Source organism: Flavisolibacter ginsenosidimutans (assembly GCF_007970805.1).
Classification (GTDB): domain Bacteria; phylum Bacteroidota; class Bacteroidia; order Chitinophagales; family Chitinophagaceae; genus Flavisolibacter; species Flavisolibacter ginsenosidimutans.
The window spans coordinates 4376980-4393659 of the sequence record NZ_CP042433.1 but is presented as its reverse complement, the minus strand read 5'-3'; the positions used below and the strand labels follow the sequence as shown (position 1 = coordinate 4393659).

Genomic DNA, 16680 nt, shown 5'->3' with positions numbered 1-16680 from the left:
TAAAAAAAGTCAAACGAACAAGCGGCCTGACTTATTATGACTATTTTGACTTTTATGACACAAAGCCCAGACGCAAAAGCCCTGGCCACTGCACCCTGAAAGTCTCCACAATTTTTCGTTCGTCGTTTGCCTTTTATTTAAGGTAGCAAAGGTAATATTTCTTCACCGGCGTAGAGAGGCGTTGGTGAATCAGCGCATTGTCTACTTCCGATATGTTGGCCACCGTTCCATCCTTGTATAAAATGTTGATGTGTTCATCAGCTGGATTATAAGTAGTATTCACCGCTTCGCCCGTAAACACAAAATAAGAAGCTTCCGCTTCGCTGATGTTTAGTTTCCCCGCCACATCTTTGCGCAAAGCCTCTATCACCAGTTCATCAAATGGAGTTGAAGCAAATTTGATTTTGAGCAGTTTTCGTTCAACCAGGCCTTTGCTTAGGCGAGACAGGACTGTATCAAAATGGCCGCACCAATTTTTGATGGTACACATCACATCCGTATCGTCAAGGTGCGCAAACTTTTCAAGGTGTTTGATAAACTTGCCATCGGGCTTGTGTTCCTTCAAAAAGAAGGCAAGGTTGGACGAAGCCATCGACAATTCAATGCCGTTTGCAAGCAGTTCGTTGGCCCGTTCAATGATGCGCACCAGCATTTTTTCGGCCGCCATCACCGTTTTATGCAGATAGACTTGCCAGTACATCAGCCGGCGGGAAACTAAAAATTTCTCCACGGTAAAGATGGCCTTTTCTTCCACCATTAATTCGCCGTTGTGCACGGTCAACATTTTTATGATGCGGTCATAGCCGATGGCGCCTTCCACTACGCCGGTAAAAAAAGAGTCGCGGGTTAAATAATCCATGCGGTCCACGTCCAATTGCCCTGACACGAGTTGATGAAGAAAAGGCTTTGGGTGAGCATCGCTGAAAATTTCAATCGCCGTTTGCAGTTGCCCGTTGAATTGTTCGTTTAGCAAGCCAAGAATAAGCATCGAAATGTCCTCGTGATGCACGCCTTTGATGAGTTTTCTTTCAAGCGCATGAGAATAAGGCCCGTGGCCGATGTCGTGTAGCAGAATGGCAATCTTGGCTCCCAGTTCTTCTTCCTGTGTAATCTCCACGCCTTTGTTGCGCAGCTCGTTTAACGCCAGTCCCATCAGGTGGTAAGCACCCAGTGAATGATGCAGTCGGGTATGTACGGCGCCGGGATAAACCAGAGACGCAAAAGCCATCTGATGAATGCGGCGCAACCGTTGATAATAAGGGTGCGAAATGATTTCAAAGATGAGCGGATTGTCTATGGTAATAAAACCATAAACGGGGTCGTTGATGATCTTGCGGACATAAGCCATTCGATTGCAGATTTACGATTTTCGATTGCGAATTTAGATTTGAAAGAAGCGAATTTCCTGAAAAATAAAACAACAGTTGATTAACTACTTTTGTTTTTCCCTTTGAGAAAGAAGAACGTTTCTTCTGTTACCTTTCACCGCATTACAGTCAGTCTAACAGGGCGCCGCAACCTGAAATCTAAAATCGCAAATCTGAAATCGAATGAGCTTAGCAAAAATCCTTTGGGTAGATGACGAAATAGAAAGCCTGCAATCGCAAAAAAAATTTTTGGTGAACAAAGGCTACGACGTGCAAACGCTGACAAACGGCTTTGACGCCATTGATTACGTGAAGGAAAACGTGGTGGACGTGGTGCTGATTGACGAAAGCATGCCTGGTATAACCGGCCTTGAAACCCTGGCGAAGATCAAAGAAGTGAACGCCCAAATACCCGTGGTGCTCATCACCAAAAACGAAACCGAAAACCTGATGGACGAAGCCATCGGAAGCCAGATTTCCGATTATCTTATAAAGCCCGTAAACCCAAACCAGGTTTGGCTTTCGCTCAAAAAAATCATTGACAACAGAAGGCTTGTGGCAGAGAAAACAACCACGGCTTACCAGCAACAGTTTCGCAATTTGTTCATGGCTTTAAATTCCAATCCGAACTACAACGAATGGATGGGCATTTACAAAGAACTGGTGCATTGGGAACTGAGCCTGCAACGCAGCGACAGCCCCGAAATGCGGGAGGTTTTTCAAAGCCAGAAGAACGAAGCCAACACCGAATTTTTCAAATACATTTCGCGCCATTACGCATCGTGGTTAAAGCCGGGTGTAAAGGACCGTCCGGTGCTTTCGCACACGTTGATAAAAGACAAATTGATGCCGGCTGTTGAAAAAGGCACACCCACTTTTTTTGTGTTGATTGACAACCTTCGCTTTGATCAGTGGCGTACCATCATGCCCATCTTTCTGGAAAGCTTTCGCCTAGTGGAAGAAGACACGTTTTACAGCATTTTGCCCACGGCTACGCATTATGCCCGCAACGCCATCTTCTCCGGATTGATGCCGATTGAAATTGAAAAACGTTTTCCGCAACAATGGAAAAACGACGACGAAGAAGGCGGAAAAAACATGTTTGAGGAAGAATTTTTTAAGGCTCAATTAAAGTCAATGGGCGAAACCTCGCTCCGCACGTCGTACACAAAAGTTTTGAACAATCAAGCCGGTTTGGATTTGGTAAACAACGTGCACAATCTTCTGAACAATGATTTGAACGTGATCGTTTACAACTTTGTGGACATGCTTTCTCATGCCCGTACAGAGATGGAAGTGTTGAAAGAATTGGCCGGTGACGAAGTGAGCTACCGCAGCATCACGGCCAGTTGGTTTGAGCATTCGCCGCTGCACCAGGCCTTGAAAAAGATTGCGGATAAAAATGTAAAAATTGTCTTGGCCACCGACCACGGAAGCGTTCGGGTAAAAACACCGGTGAAAGTGATTGGCGACAAACAAACCACCACCAACCTTCGCTACAAGCACGGCCGCAATCTGAACTATGATCCCAAGGAAGTGTTGGCCTTTCGCGAACCCAAAGACATCGGACTGCCTTCGCCCACCATTAATTCATCGTACATCTTTGGCGGTGAGGATGTGTTCCTTTGCTACCCGAACAACTACAATCATTACGTCAATTATTACCGCAACACGTTTCAGCACGGCGGCGTTAGTTTGGAAGAAATGATTGTGCCGGTGATACAGATGGTGAGCAGGTAAACACAAAATGTAAAATGTAGAATGAAAAATGTAAAACACGACTTTCTACTTTTGCATTTTAAATTTTGGATTTTACATTTTTCATTTCTGATGAAATACACGCAAACAACACTTGATAAAATAGACAAGATGATTGAAGAGAGCGGCTACATCGTTCGTTATGAACGCGGTTCTTTTCAAAGCGGCTTTTGCATTTTGGAAGACAGAAAAGTCGTTGTGCTGAACAAATTTCTTCAACTCGAAGGCCGCATCAACACGCTGATTGATTTGGTGCCGCAATTAAAGATTGACGCCGAGTCGCTAACCCCCGAAAGCAAAAAATGGTTCGACGACATCATGGGACGGCACGCGGCGAAGGGAGAACAGAGTTAATAAGTTAATACGTTACTACGTTAGTATATAGCCGCCCACTTGGTAACTTATTAACCCATTAACTTATTAACTTCCCCACGTGAACCCTCCTCTCAAAATAACTTTCCTCGGCACCGGCACCAGCAGCGGCGTTCCCATGATTGCCTGCGGATGTTACGTGTGTACCTCACCCGATAAAAAAGACAACCGCCTCCGCTCGAGCATTTTGGTTGAATCGCCTACTACAACTGTTGTTGTTGACACCACGCCGGATTTTCGTTACCAGATGCTGCGCATCGGCGCAAAAAAGTTAGACGCGGTCTTGTTCACCCATCCGCACAAAGATCACATTGCCGGATTGGACGACGTAAGAGCCTTTAATTTCTTTCAGCACAAGCCCATGCAGCTTTACGGCAACAGCATGACCCTCGAAGGCGTCATTCGTGATTTTGCTTATGCCTTTGCCGACAAAAAATATCCCGGCGTGCCCGAGCTGGAGTTAAACGAAATCACACTTGATCCTTTTTCCATCGGCGACATTCCCATCATTCCAATTCAAGTGTGGCATTTAAAAATGCCCGTGTACGGTTTTCGTTTTGGCAACTTTACCTACATCACCGATGCGAACCGCATTGATGAAAGCGAAAAAGAAAAAATCTGGGGCAGCAAAATTCTGGTGGTGAATGCGCTGCGGAAAGAGGCCCACATCTCGCATTACAATCTGCAAGAAGCTATCGCACTGGTGCAGGAGCTGCAAATTCCTGAAGCTTATTTCACGCACATCTCACACCAACTTGGACGGTATGAAGAAATTGAAAGAGCCTTGCCGCAAGGTATTCATCTTGCTTATGATGGTCTTGTATTGAATGCCTGAACCAGGATGACCCGGATGTTTTGGATTTATGAGATTAGTGGTTTGCATCAACAAATTCTCACGGAAAATTTCTCTTTTCATCTTGTCCCTCCCAACAACCCCAAAATCCCGGTTCAGACAATTATCTTCGCCCGCTAAACGATTTGCTACCATGAACTTTGAAACCTCCGAAATCACCACGCAAGTAGCGCAAACGGCCCGCGACTTTGCCCTGCAAAACATCAAGCCCTACGTTATGCAGTGGGACGAAAGCCAGGAATTTCCGCTGCACATTTTTAAAGGCCTCGGACAGCTTGGAATGATGGGCGTGCTGGTGCCTGAACAATACGGCGGCGCCGGTCTTTCCTATTTTGAATACAAGGCCGTCATCGAAGAAATTGCAAAGGTTGATGGCTCCATTGGTTTGAGCGTGGCCGCACACAACTCGCTTTGCACAGGACATATTTTATTGTTTGGCAATGAAGAACAAAAACAGCGCTGGTTGCCAAAGCTGGCTACTGCCGAATGGCTCGGCGCCTGGGGATTGACCGAGCCAAACACCGGATCTGATGCGGGTAACATGAAATGTACCGCCACCAAAGACGGCGATAACTGGATCATCAACGGCACCAAAAACTGGATCACACACGGCAAGAGCGGCGACGTGGCAGTTGTGGTTTGCCGCACCGGCGAACCGCGTACAAAAGACAACGCAACCGCCTTTGTGGTAGAAAGAGGAACGCCGGGATTCAGCGGCGGCAAGAAGGAAAATAAATTAGGCATGCGTGCTTCCGAAACCGCCGAAATGATTTTTGAGGCTTGCGTGGTGCCTGATGCAAACAGGTTGGGTGAAGTAGGCGATGGTTTCAAGCAAGCCATGAAAGTATTGGACGGCGGGCGCATCTCCATAGCTTCGCTTTCACTCGGCATTGCCAAAGGCGCTTACGAAGCGGCGCTGCAATACGCACAGGAGCGGTACCAGTTTGACAAACCCATTGCTTCGTTCCAGGGCATCTCGTTTAAGCTTGCGGATATGGCGACTGAAATTGAAGCCGCTGATTTACTAACGCTGCAAGCCTGCGATTTAAAAGAGCGCAAAGAGACCGTAACCAAAGTGGCGGCCATGGCGAAATACTATGCCAGCGAAACGGCCGTGAAGGTTTCCAACGATGCCGTGCAAATTTTTGGCGGCTACGGTTACACCAAAGATTTTCCCGTAGAAAAGTTTTACCGCGACAGCAAACTGTGTACAATCGGTGAAGGAACAAGCGAGATACAAAAGCTGGTGATTAGCAGAGAAGTGTTGCGGTAACCTTACGACATTCCCAGCCACACACCCACGGCAAAGACAATCATTCCGCCAAGCACAACTTGTACAACTGTTTTGGCCAAAGGCGTTTTCATATAACGAAAGCGAATGACCGCAATGGTCAGCAGTTCAATGATGACAACGGCATAAGCAAGGTGCAAAGCGGTTTTAATATTGGCGAAGAGGAATGGCAAGGTGTGCAACATGCCGCCTAAGCCTGTAGCCACACCGGTAATGAGTCCGCGCATCCATGGATTGCCCCTCCCCGTTATGGTTCCGTCATCCGACAAAGCCTCAGCAAGTCCCATTGAAATGGCCGCGCCAAGCGATGCAGCCAAGCCAACGTAAAACGTTTGCAGCGGTTGGTGAGTAAGACCCGCTGCGGCAAACAGCGGCGCAAGCGTGGAAACTGAACCGTCCATTAAACCCAGCAAGGCTGGCTGCACGTATTGAATGACGAATTGATGGTGTTTTTGTTTGGCGGCTGCGTTCATAAAAAATTGTTGCGGCAGAAGTGATTAAAATTTCATGCCTCCTTTGTCCAAACTCTTTTCGTTGAAAATATTCTTGCAAAACACTAAAAGCTTTTCAACATTTAAAGCCGCATCGTCGTCTAACTTTAGAACATGAGCCAGATAAAATATTTGGTAAGTGCTTTTCTATTGCTGCTGCTTTTAGTATTGGTATATTTTGTTGTTGACAAACTTTCTTCAACAGAAATTATTGCTAAAGAACCAACAGTTATAAACGTTGATACACCCGCTAAACCAAGTTTCGCAATAAATGCAGAAAGGAAAAGTTTGTTTTATGAAAACTGTGCAACTTGTCATGCATTAGACAAAGTAATGACGGGACCTGCGTTACGAGGCATCAATGAACGCGGCCCGTGGATAGAAAGAAAAAACTTGGTCAAATGGGTACGTAACCCTGCAGCAATGATTCCTAAACTTGCTTACACAAGAGAGTTGGCCGCAACATTCAATGGACAAGTCATGCCTTCATTTTCACAATTAACCGACAAACAGATTGAAGATATTCTCGATTATATCAAAACGGCACCAACTGTTGTTCCTACAGCACTACCGGATTTTGTTGCAAATTAAATTCTTCAAAAGCACAAGTCTCACTTCACCTCCTGCATCTGCACCAAACGATAATAATAACCTTGCTTCTGCAACAATTCTTCGTGCGTTCCTCTCTCTACAATTTCTCCTTTTTGCAACACAATAATTTCATCGGCATGACGAATGGTGGAAAGGCGGTGCGCAATTACAATGGACGTGCGGTTTTGCATCATGTTGTTAATAGCATCCTGCACCAGGCGTTCGCTTTCGGTATCAAGAGAAGATGTGGCTTCATCCAAAATCAGTATCGGCGGATTTTTTACAATCGCCCTTGCAATTGTTAAACGCTGGCGTTCGCCGCCGCTAAGCTTTGTACCACGGTCGCCGATGTTGGTATTAAACCCCGCTTCTTTTTTCGTAATGAAGTTGTACGCATTGGCCACTTTTGAAGCGTCTTCAATCTCGCTTTGCGAGGCTTCCTGTTTGCCCAGGCGAATGTTGTTCTCGATGCTGTCGTTAAACAAAATTGGCTCCTGCGTTACAATGCTGATTTGCTCACGAACAGACCGCAGCGAGTAGTCTTTGATGTTTACGCCGTCCACCAACAGTTCGCCACCGCTCACGTCGTGAAAACGGGGAACCAAATCGGCCAGTGTGCTTTTTCCCGCACCCGACGAACCCACCAGCGCCACTGTTTTTCCCTTCGGCACTTTTAGGTTGATGTTCTTTAAAATGGGTACGCCGTCGTAAGAAAAGTTCACGTTGCGCAGTTCGATGCAATCTTCAAAAGCATCCAGTTTTTTCCCGTTCGGGTTGTCATCAATGGCGCTTTGCGTGCGCAAAATTTCTTCGATGCGTTCAATGGCCGCCGTGCCGCGTGCCATGTTGGAAAAAGAACCCGACAAGGTTTTTGTTGGGTTGATCAACTGGTAAAACAGCCCGAGATAAACAATAAACAAAGAACCCGTGAGCGACAGCGTTGAATTCAACACCAGTTGTCCGCCAAAAAAAAGAATAGCCGTAAAAATCACAACACCCATCAACTCCGAAGCCGGTGAAGCCAAATCGCGACGAAAGCCCAATTTGTTTTTTACCGTTACCAGGCGATGGTTGATGCCGAAGAAACGGTCGCGTAAAAAAGGCTCTGAATTGAAGGCTTTAATCACACGCAAGCCACCGAGTGTCTCATCCAAAACAGATAATGACTCCGCGTTCAGAGTTGCCATTTCCGAAGAACCTTTTTTCAGGCTTCGTGTAATGCGGCCAATGACGAAAGCAACGATGGGAATGCAGGCCAAAACAAAAAGCGTAAGCTGGTAGCTAATGACAAACAACGTTCCGAGTGTAAACAAAATCGTGAGCGGGTCACGCACCCAACCTTCCAGCGTTCCCACCACGGAGCCTTCCACTTCGCCCACGTCGTTGGTAATGCGGCTGATGATGTCACCCTTTCTTTTCTCGGTAAAAAAACCGATGGGCAGGTGCAGGACTTTTTCATATAACTCCGTACGCAAGCGGTTAACAATGTTGTTCTTTAACGGATTGAGAACGTAGTAAGCGAGGTAGAGAAAAAGATTTTTGAAAAAAATGGAGACGATAATGAGCACGCAAATCAGGGCCAGCGTAGGTACGTTGCCACGGGTTGTGATGCTCTCCGTTAGCGTGTGGCGAATAAAATTTACCAGCGCATTGTCGGAATTGTTTAAAAGCCCCGTGCCCTTTGCCCCGTTAAAGATCATTTCTAAAAAAGGCAGCAACATGCCCAGCGATATCAGCGAAAAAACAATGGACAACAAAATAAACAGGATGTACAGGAAAGCCTCGCCCTTGTAATGGCTTAGGTATTTAAAAACTCTGGCGTACTTCTTCATGCGGTGGCCTGCGGCCTAATTTTGGAAAGGGGCAAAGTAACTACTTTTACAGCGCCTGCCGAAGCCAGGGCCGGAGCGGGCATCCGAATTAAAGATTTGTTATGAAGGAAGGAAAACGACAAAAGCAAATAGGCGGACTGATTCAGGAAGAAATCAACACCATTTTTCAACGCCTTGGATTGAGCTTTGTGAACGGCGGAATGGTGTCGGTGTCCTCGGTAAAAATTACGCCTGACCTGCTAGAAGCCCGCATTTATTTGAGCATCTTCAACGCAACGGATAAAAAAGAAATCCTCAAAAAAATTGAAGACCGCCACTGGGAAATTAAAAAAGAACTGGCCGCACACGTGAAGCACCAGTTGCGCCGCATTCCCGAGATAAAGTTTTTTCTCGATGACACGCTTGACCAGGTGTTCAAGATGGAAGAATTGTTTGACAAGATCAAGAAGGAGGAGAAGAAAGACGAGGAAAGTTGAATGGTTGACTGGTTGATTTGTAAGAACCGGTCCTAACCAATAAACCAATCAACGAATCAACCAATCAACCAAACATGCACTCCCTCTTCGCCTGGCGCTACTTCAAAGCAAAAAAAACCACCAACGCCATTAACGTTATTTCGTGGATTAGCATCGTGGCCATGTTGTTTGGCACTGCGGCGCTCATTCTTGTATTGAGCGTGTTCAACGGTTTTGAAGATTTGGTAAAAGGCCTTTATTCTTCGTTTTATCCCGATGTAAAAATCGTTCCGGCTTCGGGCAAGAACCTTAGCTTAACAGCAGAGCAATTGCAAACCCTTCGTTCGGTAAAAGGCGTAAAAGCCCTTTCGTTGGTGGTAGAGGAAAGAGCGTTTTTAAAAAACGGCGAAGCACAATCCATGATTACGCTAAAAGGCGTGGACAGTGCCTACAAGCAGGTCACAACGGTTGCGGAACACATCGTAAACGGTGAGTTTAACACGGGCACAAGCGACAAGCCTTTGCTTGTTTTGGGCTACGGTATCGAAAACGCGGTAGCCGTGCAAGCCGACCGCAATATTTTTCCGTTGACCGTTTATTTGCCGCGCAAAGGCGAGGTGGATTTATCCGACCCGTTGAAATCGCTGGCAACCGACACCGTAAACACGTCGGGCTCCTTTCTCATTCAGCAGGACTTTGACAACAAGTATGTGCTTACCAACTTGGGCTTTGTAAAAACAATGCTCAACATGCCGCCCGACGCCTACGGCGCAGCCGAAATTGCCGTGAACAATCCCGATGATGCAAAGACCGTTCAGGTACGCTTGCAGCGATTGTTGGGCAAGGATTACATGGTGCAAACACGCTACGAGCAAAACAAAAGTTTGTACTCCATCATGCAAATGGAGAAGTGGGTGATCTACGCCATTCTTTCGCTGATACTTGTTGTTGCAGCTTTCAACATGATTGGTGCCTTAACAATGCTTGTACTGGAAAAACGCGAAGACATCGGCGTGTTGCACGCCATCGGCGCCAGCCGGAATTTTATCAAAAGAATATTTTTGAGCGAAGGCTTGTTGCTGGCCACCATCGGCGGCGGCGGCGGCATGTTATTGGCCTTGCTTATTGCCTGGGCGCAATTAAAATTTCACCTTGTTCCCCTGCAGGGTGATTCTTTTTTGATCAGTTATTTTCCGGTAAAAATTAATCCCTGGGATTTTTTGCTGGTGGGCACAACAGTGCTGGTCATTTCGCTCATTGCGGCTTACATCCCGGCACGAAAAGCAGCCAGGCAGCAATTGGTATTGCGGAGTGAGTAAAACGGCGGCAACTTCCTATCTTGTCAATACAAAGCCTCTTAATCTTCACAAAATTTTTTTATGGCCTCACCTGTTGCTTTCACCGGTCACGTGCCGCACAATTACGACACCTATTTAGGCCCTTTGTTTTTCGAACCGTATGCGATTAACCTTGCAAGCCGGCTTCAGAATAACCATTACCAAAGCATCCTCGAAATTGCCTGCGGCACGGGCCGCGTTACAAAACATTTGCTGCCAAAGTTGTCGGCGGAGGGCAAATTGGTTGCAACGGATCTGAACGAAGCCATGCTGACTGTAAGTCGCGAAAAAATAAAAAATCCCCGCGTTGAATGGAAGATAGCCGATGCGCAGAATTTGCCGTTCAATGATGAAGAATTTGACTTGGTTGTTTGTCAATTCGGCGTCATGTTTTTCCCCGACAAGCCAAAGGCATTTGGCGAAGCATTCCGTGTTTTAAAAAGCGCCGGAATGTTTTTTTTCAATACCTGGGACCGCATTGAAGAAAATGCGCTGGCCGATGTATCTCATGCCGTCTTGAAAGAATTTTTTCCCGACGGCTCCGGGAGTTTTATGGAAAAAGGCCCGCACGGATTTTACGACACAGCCCTGATCACTCAACTGTTACAAGACGCAGGATTTGGCCAAATTTCCATTGATACCGTTCGTCTTGTTAGTACGGCCGCAACGGCCGATGAATGCGTCAACGGCATCCTTGGCGGCACACCGCTCAACGTCTTTCTTTCGGAGCGGAACGCCGACAAAGAACCCATTAAAAAACGACTGCGCGACGAGCTACAAAAACGCTACGGAACCACCAACCTGCAACTGCCCATGCAGGCCTTTGTTTGCACGGCCACCAAAGGTTGTAAAACGTGAGACGACAGACGTGAAACCGTGCAGTCTTTCCGATTGAAAACGCCCTACAGTTTCACGCCTCACCTTTGACGTTTCAGCCTCTCCTGCCTCACGTTTCACGTCTGTTGTCTCACGGCTTTTTAACCTTCTCAAAGGCCGTTTACACGGCTTAATTCGGTATATTTGCCCGAATTGATCAGCACCGGTTTTGGTGTGTAAATTTTAGCGACAAAATGAGCGATATTTTAGATGCAGTAACAACGGTTCCGGCACCCGCAATCAGCCCGGCATACGGCGCAGATTCCATCCAGGTTTTAGAAGGATTAGAAGCAGTTCGCAAACGCCCCGCAATGTACATTGGCGACATTGGCGTAAAGGGTTTGCACCACCTCGTTTACGAAGTGGTGGATAACTCCATTGACGAAGCCCTGGCCGGCTGGTGTAAAAACATCATTGTTACCATACACGAAGACAATTCCATTTCCGTAGAAGACGATGGCCGCGGCATTCCTACCGGCATCAATTCCAAAGAAGGCCGCTCGGCACTTGAAGTGGTAATGACTGTACTTCACGCCGGCGGTAAGTTTGATAAAGATTCCTACAAAGTTTCCGGCGGTTTACACGGTGTAGGCGTAAGCTGTGTAAACGCATTGAGTACAAAACTGCACGTTAACGTTTTTCGCGAAGGAAAAATATTTGAACAGGAATACAAGATCGGCGTTCCGCAATACGACGTTCGCGAAATTGGCGTGAGCGAAAAAAGAGGAACGACGGTTCATTTCTGGCCCGATGATACCATCTTCATCACCACTACCTACAACAAGGATATTTTAGAAAGCCGCTTGCGTGAGTTGAGCTTTCTGAACAGAGGCCTTCGCATCACGTTAAACGATTTACGTGAGAAGGATGAAGAAGCGGGCCTTACCTATTCCAAAACCTTTTACAGCGAAGGCGGCATCATTGAGTTTGTAGAAATGCTGGACGCCAACGGCGGCCGTGCCTCCTTGTTGCCCAAGCCACTGTTTGTAGATGGACGTGACGAAAAAAACAACGTAGCGGTAGAAGTTGCCATGACCTACAATACCAGCTACAACGAACATATTTACTCATACGTCAACAACATTAATACCATTGAAGGCGGCACACACGTAGCCGGCTTTCGCCGCTCTTTAACCCGTGTTTTCAAAAGTTATGGCGACAAGCAGGGCCTATTTGAAAAAGCCAAAGTGAGCATCGAAGGCGACGATTTTCGCGAAGGATTAAGCGCCGTAATTTCTGTGAAAGTCCCCGAGCCCCAGTTTGAAGGACAGACCAAAACAAAGTTGGGCAACAACGAAGTAATGGGCATCGTCGATACGACGGTGTCAAGAGCTCTGGAAGCTTACCTCGAAGAAAATCCACGGGAAGCCAAGAACATTATTCAAAAAGTAATTCTTGCGGCCCAGGCAAGAGCGGCCGCCAAGAAAGCCCGCGAGATGGTGCAACGCAAATCGGTATTAAGCGGCGGTGGCCTGCCCGGCAAGCTTGCTGATTGCTCCGAACGTGATCCCGATAAATGCGAACTCTATCTGGTGGAAGGTGACTCGGCCGGCGGTACAGCCAAGCAGGGCCGCGACAGAAGCTACCAGGCCATTCTTCCGCTCCGCGGTAAAATCCTGAACGTGGAAAAAGCGATGGAGCACAAGATTTACGAGAACGAAGAAATTCGAAACATGTACACAGCATTGGGTGTAACCGTTGGCACGCCCGATGATCCAAAGGCTTTGAATTTGCAGAAGCTTCGCTATCACAAACTCATCATCATGACCGATGCCGATGTGGACGGAAGCCACATTGCAACGCTCATTCTCACGTTCATCTTCCGCTACATGAAAGAACTGGTAGAGCAAGGCTACGTGTACATTGCGCAACCGCCGCTTTACTTAGTGAAGAAAGGCAAAGAACAAGCCTACGCTTACAACGAAGAACAACGCCGTGCATTGGTTGAAAAATTTGGCGGCGGCAACGAAGGTTCGGTGGGCATTCAGCGATACAAAGGTTTGGGTGAGATGAACTCCGACCAGTTATGGTCAACAACCATGAACCCGGATACAAGAACCCTCAAGCAGGTAACCATTGAAAGCGCCGCCGAAGCCGATCGCATCTTCAGCATGTTGATGGGCGATGAAGTGGCGCCGCGTAGAGAGTTCATCGAGAGCCACGCGAAGTATGCACGAATTGATGTGTAGTGCTCCTACCCCGGCCTTTCCCCGATGGAGAAAGGCCACCAGCCGCACAACCTTGCTTAGCGACGATACTGAAAAACTCAATCATTCGTTTGGTTGAGTTTTTTTTATTTTCAAATTTTGGTGGTTTGAAAATTTGACGATGCGATCATTCCTTGTACTGCTTTTCTTCTCTTGGTTAACGGTTGCTCATGCACAGACGTTGCTAAAAGGCGTTGTGTTAGATGAGGAAAAGCACACTCCTGTTCCAAAAGCCAGCGTGTTTCTAAGCAACACCTCTATTGGTACAACCGCAAACGACGAAGGCGGCTTCGCTTTAAACGTTCCTGCGGGAAAATTTGAGCTGGTTGTTTCTTCTGTTGGCTACGCAACGTACAGCCAATCCATCAACACAAACGAAGTGCTTGGTTTCATCACCATCAAACTAACACCAAAAGCACCGGAATTAGAAACGATCATCATTGAGCCTTACGAAAAAGACGGCTGGGAAAAATGGGGAAAATGGTTTACCGACAACTTCATTGGCACAACGGAATACAGTCGCGATTGCCGGATAAAAAATCCCGAAGCATTGAAATTCCGCAATTCAAAAAAGAACAACACTTTGACCGCCGTTGCCGTTGCGCCCTTGCAAATAGAAAACAAAGCACTCGGCTATCGCATCACTTATCAACTCGAAGATTTTCGTTACAATTTTAAAACGCGGATGTTGTTTTACGCCGGCTTCCCATTCTTTCAGAACTTGCAGGGCAGTGACCACAAACAACGGCAATGGGAAAAAGCAAGAGAAGACGTGTACCTGGGTTCTATGCTTCAGTTTATGCGGGCACTTTACCGAAACAAAATTGTTGAAGAAGGTTTCGATGTAAGGCGGCTTCAAAAAATCCCCAATGCCGAAAAAAACCGGGTTAAAATGATTTACAAAACAAGCAGCGTACGTGCTGATGAAAACGGAAGACTGGTTTCCACCGTCAACCGCGACAGTTCGGCTTATTATAACCGCATCATGCGTGAGGACGATTTCAAAAAAGTTTACGGAAAAGACCTTTTGCGCGGCGACAGCATGGCATACGCAATTGATTCGACCGTGGCCGGGTTTGACTTTCCCGACTACTTGCTCGTTATCTACAAGTACAAAAAAAATCCTCCTGAATTCAAGCAGATGTTTCCGAAAAGCAGCGACGCGATGATGTCGGAAATTACGCTGGTGAACGGCAAGCCGCTGCAAGTGCTGGCCAACGGCTCTTATTTTAATCCCGAAGATTTATTGAGCACCGGTTATTGGGGCTGGTGGGAAAAGATGGGAACGATGTTGCCCTTCGATTATCAGCCACCAGCACGCAAGTAGTTTAGTTGTTGAGCAGTTGAGTTGTGAATTAAATTGAATCGAACAATTGGAGAACAATCAACATCTCAACGTTTCAACAATTCAACCAATCGCCTATCTTCAACACATGACTTACCAACCATCGCCCGGCCGCTACGCATACATGGAGTACCGCCGCTGCGGCCACAGCGGCCTTAAACTGCCCGCACTTTCACTGGGCCTTTGGCACAACTTCGGCCGGCAGGACGATTACGAAAAATGCCGCGACATCATGCACACCGCTTTTGATTGCGGCATTACGCATTTTGACCTGGCCAACAATTACGGTCCGCCGCCGGGTGCCGCGGAAGAAACCTTTGGAAAAATTTTAAAAGATGATTTCAAAGCCTACCGCGACGAGATGATCATTTCATCAAAAGCTGGTTATCCGATGTGGCCGGGGCCTTACGGCGATTTCGGTTCAAAAAAATATTTGGTGGCTTCGCTCGACCAAAGCCTGAAGCGTATGGGATTGGATTACGTGGATATTTTTTATCATCATCGGCCCGATCCTGAAACGCCGCTGGAAGAATCAATGACGGCACTTCATCAACTTGTGCAACAAGGCAAAGCTTTGTACGTTGGCGTTTCCAGCTACTCGCCGGAACAAACAAAAGAAGCCTACAAAGTTCTGAATAGCCTGGGCACGCCGTTGCTCATTCACCAGCCCAAGTATTCGTTGATGGTGCGCACACCCGAACAAGGTCTGCTGGACACCATTGAAAAATTAAACATCGGCTGCATTACCTTTTCCTCGCTTGCACAAGGCTTGCTAACCGACCGCTATCTGCACGGCATTCCCGAAGACTCGCGGGCCGCAAGCGGCAGGGGCAACGGCGCCATTGATACCAACGTTATCACAGACGAATTGATTTCCAAAATTCAACGCTTAAACACGCTTGCGGAAGGCCGCGGGCAAACGCTTGCGCAAATGTCGCTGGCCTGGGTGCTGAAAGACAAACGTGTTACTTCCGTCATTATTGGCGCAAGCAAACCCGAACAGGTTTTGGACTCGGCGCAAAGCCTGCGCAATTACAATTTCAGCGAAGACGAGCTTCGGCAAATAGATGAAATACTCGGATAAGTTTGCGCAAAGGACGACACAATAATTAAGCATCGTTGTGTAGCACTCTTGTACGCTTTACTCACTGTGCGGCAAGCTTCAATCACAGAGAGCAGAAAGGAAAGAGAGCACGGAGAGCCACAAAGAATTTTTTCTGTGGCTCTCCGTAGTTAAAGAAGTTGAGCCTTGTTCCAAACCCCGAAGTGTGCGACGCAACGGAAGCTGAACAGAATTACAATTGCCGGTTACATAAAGATTCATTCCTTCCTATTTTTACAGCAAAACCGTTTCATGATTCAACGCATACAATCCGTGTGGCTCTTGCTGGCTGCTATCTTCGCCGCTATTACGTTTAGTGTTCCTTTTTACGTGGGCACGCCACTATCGGCCGATATTGCTCCGCAGTTAACGGCTAAATCCAACATGCTGCTTATCGTGCTGACAGTATTAACGGGCCTAACGGCTTTTGCTTCCATCTTTTTGTTTGAGAATCGCAAGTTGCAACTCAAAGTTGCGGTTGCCGGACTCGTGCTCACGCTTGCTTTGCTTACAGACTACATTCTTCAATTGAAATACTTTACTGCCGGCGCCTTTGCCCTTTCCTGCGTTCTTCATTTTGGCATTCTGGGTCTTTACATTTTGGCTATACGAGGAATTAGAAAAGATCAAAAGCTAATTAAAAGCCTCGACCGGCTTCGATGAAAGAACGTCGCTGAGATGAACGGCTGCTTCTTGAAGCAGCCGTTTTTGTTTGCATGCCTCAGCAAAAAACGAATGTTTTAAAATTTATATGCGAAGATGAAATTTGTATATTTGAGTACAGCCAATCAAACTGATACCAA

General features: G+C 46.9%; 15 protein-coding genes. 12 read left to right on the top strand and 3 right to left on the bottom strand.

Annotated elements, in window-relative coordinates; all coding sequences use genetic code 11:
- Window positions 1-133: 133 nt before the first annotated feature.
- Window positions 134-1348: an HD domain-containing protein gene (locus FSB75_RS18735; RefSeq protein WP_146790605.1), complete on the bottom strand. Its 1215-nt coding sequence runs from the start codon at window positions 1346-1348 to the stop codon at window positions 134-136.
- A 202-nt stretch (window positions 1349-1550) separates the two neighbouring features.
- Here FSB75_RS18735 and porX point away from each other — a divergent pair, with 202 nt between their 5' ends.
- From porX to FSB75_RS18715, 4 genes are all read left to right on the top strand, one after another.
- Complete coding sequence (porX, locus tag FSB75_RS18730; protein WP_146790603.1) at window positions 1551-3107, top strand: T9SS response regulator signal transducer PorX; 1557 nt, start codon at window positions 1551-1553, stop codon at window positions 3105-3107.
- Window positions 3108-3197: 90 nt separating this feature from the next.
- Window positions 3198-3479 (top strand): hypothetical protein, encoded by a 282-nt coding sequence (locus FSB75_RS18725; RefSeq protein ID WP_146790601.1) that lies wholly within the window; start codon window positions 3198-3200, stop codon window positions 3477-3479.
- A gap of 79 nt (window positions 3480-3558) precedes the next feature.
- Window positions 3559-4332, top strand: a complete 774-nt coding sequence (locus tag FSB75_RS18720; RefSeq protein WP_227990651.1) for an MBL fold metallo-hydrolase — start codon at window positions 3559-3561, stop codon at window positions 4330-4332.
- A 151-nt stretch (window positions 4333-4483) separates the two neighbouring features.
- Complete coding sequence (locus FSB75_RS18715) at window positions 4484-5623, top strand: acyl-CoA dehydrogenase family protein (RefSeq protein ID WP_146790599.1); 1140 nt, start codon at window positions 4484-4486, stop codon at window positions 5621-5623.
- A gap of 2 nt (window positions 5624-5625) precedes the next feature.
- On the opposite strand, the gene FSB75_RS18710 is transcribed toward FSB75_RS18715, so the two are convergent.
- Window positions 5626-6114, bottom strand: coding sequence for a VIT1/CCC1 transporter family protein (locus FSB75_RS18710; RefSeq protein ID WP_146790597.1), 489 nt, complete (start codon window positions 6112-6114; stop codon window positions 5626-5628).
- Window positions 6115-6246: 132 nt separating this feature from the next.
- On the opposite strand from FSB75_RS18710, the gene FSB75_RS18705 reads away from it, so the two are divergent.
- Complete coding sequence (locus tag FSB75_RS18705) at window positions 6247-6723, top strand: c-type cytochrome (RefSeq protein ID WP_146790595.1); 477 nt, start codon at window positions 6247-6249, stop codon at window positions 6721-6723.
- A gap of 20 nt (window positions 6724-6743) precedes the next feature.
- Here FSB75_RS18705 and FSB75_RS18700 read toward each other — a convergent pair whose 3' ends face one another.
- Window positions 6744-8555, bottom strand: coding sequence for an ABC transporter ATP-binding protein (locus FSB75_RS18700; RefSeq protein ID WP_146790593.1), 1812 nt, complete (start codon window positions 8553-8555; stop codon window positions 6744-6746).
- A 101-nt stretch (window positions 8556-8656) separates the two neighbouring features.
- Between FSB75_RS18700 and rbfA the strand changes: the two genes are divergently transcribed.
- The 7 genes from rbfA (at window position 8657) to FSB75_RS18665 (ending at window position 16540) form a co-directional block, all read left to right on the top strand.
- On the top strand, window positions 8657-9031 hold the full coding sequence (rbfA, locus tag FSB75_RS18695) for a 30S ribosome-binding factor RbfA (protein WP_146790591.1): 375 nt from the start codon (window positions 8657-8659) through the stop codon (window positions 9029-9031).
- Window positions 9032-9105: 74 nt separating this feature from the next.
- Window positions 9106-10329, top strand: a complete 1224-nt coding sequence (locus FSB75_RS18690) for an FtsX-like permease family protein (protein ID WP_146790588.1) — start codon at window positions 9106-9108, stop codon at window positions 10327-10329.
- Window positions 10330-10389: 60 nt separating this feature from the next.
- The gene (locus FSB75_RS18685) at window positions 10390-11205 is read left to right on the top strand and encodes a class I SAM-dependent methyltransferase (protein WP_146790586.1); all 816 of its coding nucleotides are present in this window, start codon (window positions 10390-10392) and stop codon (window positions 11203-11205) included.
- Window positions 11206-11417: 212 nt separating this feature from the next.
- Complete coding sequence (gene gyrB / locus FSB75_RS18680) at window positions 11418-13412, top strand: DNA topoisomerase (ATP-hydrolyzing) subunit B (RefSeq protein ID WP_146790584.1); 1995 nt, start codon at window positions 11418-11420, stop codon at window positions 13410-13412.
- A gap of 139 nt (window positions 13413-13551) precedes the next feature.
- A complete protein-coding gene (locus FSB75_RS18675; protein ID WP_146790583.1) occupies window positions 13552-14757 on the top strand; it encodes a carboxypeptidase-like regulatory domain-containing protein in 1206 nt (401 codons plus the stop codon).
- Window positions 14758-14863: 106 nt separating this feature from the next.
- Entirely contained in the window at window positions 14864-15859 is a 996-nt protein-coding gene (gene mgrA, locus FSB75_RS18670) for an L-glyceraldehyde 3-phosphate reductase (protein ID WP_146790581.1), read from the top strand.
- Window positions 15860-16129: 270 nt separating this feature from the next.
- Complete coding sequence (locus tag FSB75_RS18665) at window positions 16130-16540, top strand: DUF4293 domain-containing protein (RefSeq protein WP_146790578.1); 411 nt, start codon at window positions 16130-16132, stop codon at window positions 16538-16540.
- Window positions 16541-16680: the final 140 nt, after the last annotated feature.

Excerpts from the sequence above, each read along its gene's own strand:
- FSB75_RS18735 (WP_146790605.1), bottom strand. The coding sequence starts at position 1,348 with ATGGCTTATGTCCGCAAGATCATCAACGACCCCGTTTATGGTTTTATT.
- porX (WP_146790603.1), top strand. The coding sequence starts at position 1,551 with ATGAGCTTAGCAAAAATCCTTTGGGTAGATGACGAAATAGAAAGCCTG.
- FSB75_RS18725 (WP_146790601.1), top strand. The coding sequence starts at position 3,198 with ATGAAATACACGCAAACAACACTTGATAAAATAGACAAGATGATTGAA.
- FSB75_RS18715 (WP_146790599.1), top strand. The coding sequence starts at position 4,484 with ATGAACTTTGAAACCTCCGAAATCACCACGCAAGTAGCGCAAACGGCC.
- FSB75_RS18710 (WP_146790597.1), bottom strand. The coding sequence starts at position 6,114 with ATGAACGCAGCCGCCAAACAAAAACACCATCAATTCGTCATTCAATAC.
- FSB75_RS18705 (WP_146790595.1), top strand. The coding sequence starts at position 6,247 with ATGAGCCAGATAAAATATTTGGTAAGTGCTTTTCTATTGCTGCTGCTT.
- FSB75_RS18700 (WP_146790593.1), bottom strand. The coding sequence starts at position 8,555 with ATGAAGAAGTACGCCAGAGTTTTTAAATACCTAAGCCATTACAAGGGC.
- rbfA (WP_146790591.1), top strand. The coding sequence starts at position 8,657 with ATGAAGGAAGGAAAACGACAAAAGCAAATAGGCGGACTGATTCAGGAA.
- FSB75_RS18690 (WP_146790588.1), top strand. The coding sequence starts at position 9,106 with ATGCACTCCCTCTTCGCCTGGCGCTACTTCAAAGCAAAAAAAACCACC.
- FSB75_RS18685 (WP_146790586.1), top strand. The coding sequence starts at position 10,390 with ATGGCCTCACCTGTTGCTTTCACCGGTCACGTGCCGCACAATTACGAC.
- gyrB (WP_146790584.1), top strand. The coding sequence starts at position 11,418 with ATGAGCGATATTTTAGATGCAGTAACAACGGTTCCGGCACCCGCAATC.
- FSB75_RS18675 (WP_146790583.1), top strand. The coding sequence starts at position 13,552 with ATGCGATCATTCCTTGTACTGCTTTTCTTCTCTTGGTTAACGGTTGCT.
- mgrA (WP_146790581.1), top strand. The coding sequence starts at position 14,864 with ATGACTTACCAACCATCGCCCGGCCGCTACGCATACATGGAGTACCGC.
- FSB75_RS18665 (WP_146790578.1), top strand. The coding sequence starts at position 16,130 with ATGATTCAACGCATACAATCCGTGTGGCTCTTGCTGGCTGCTATCTTC.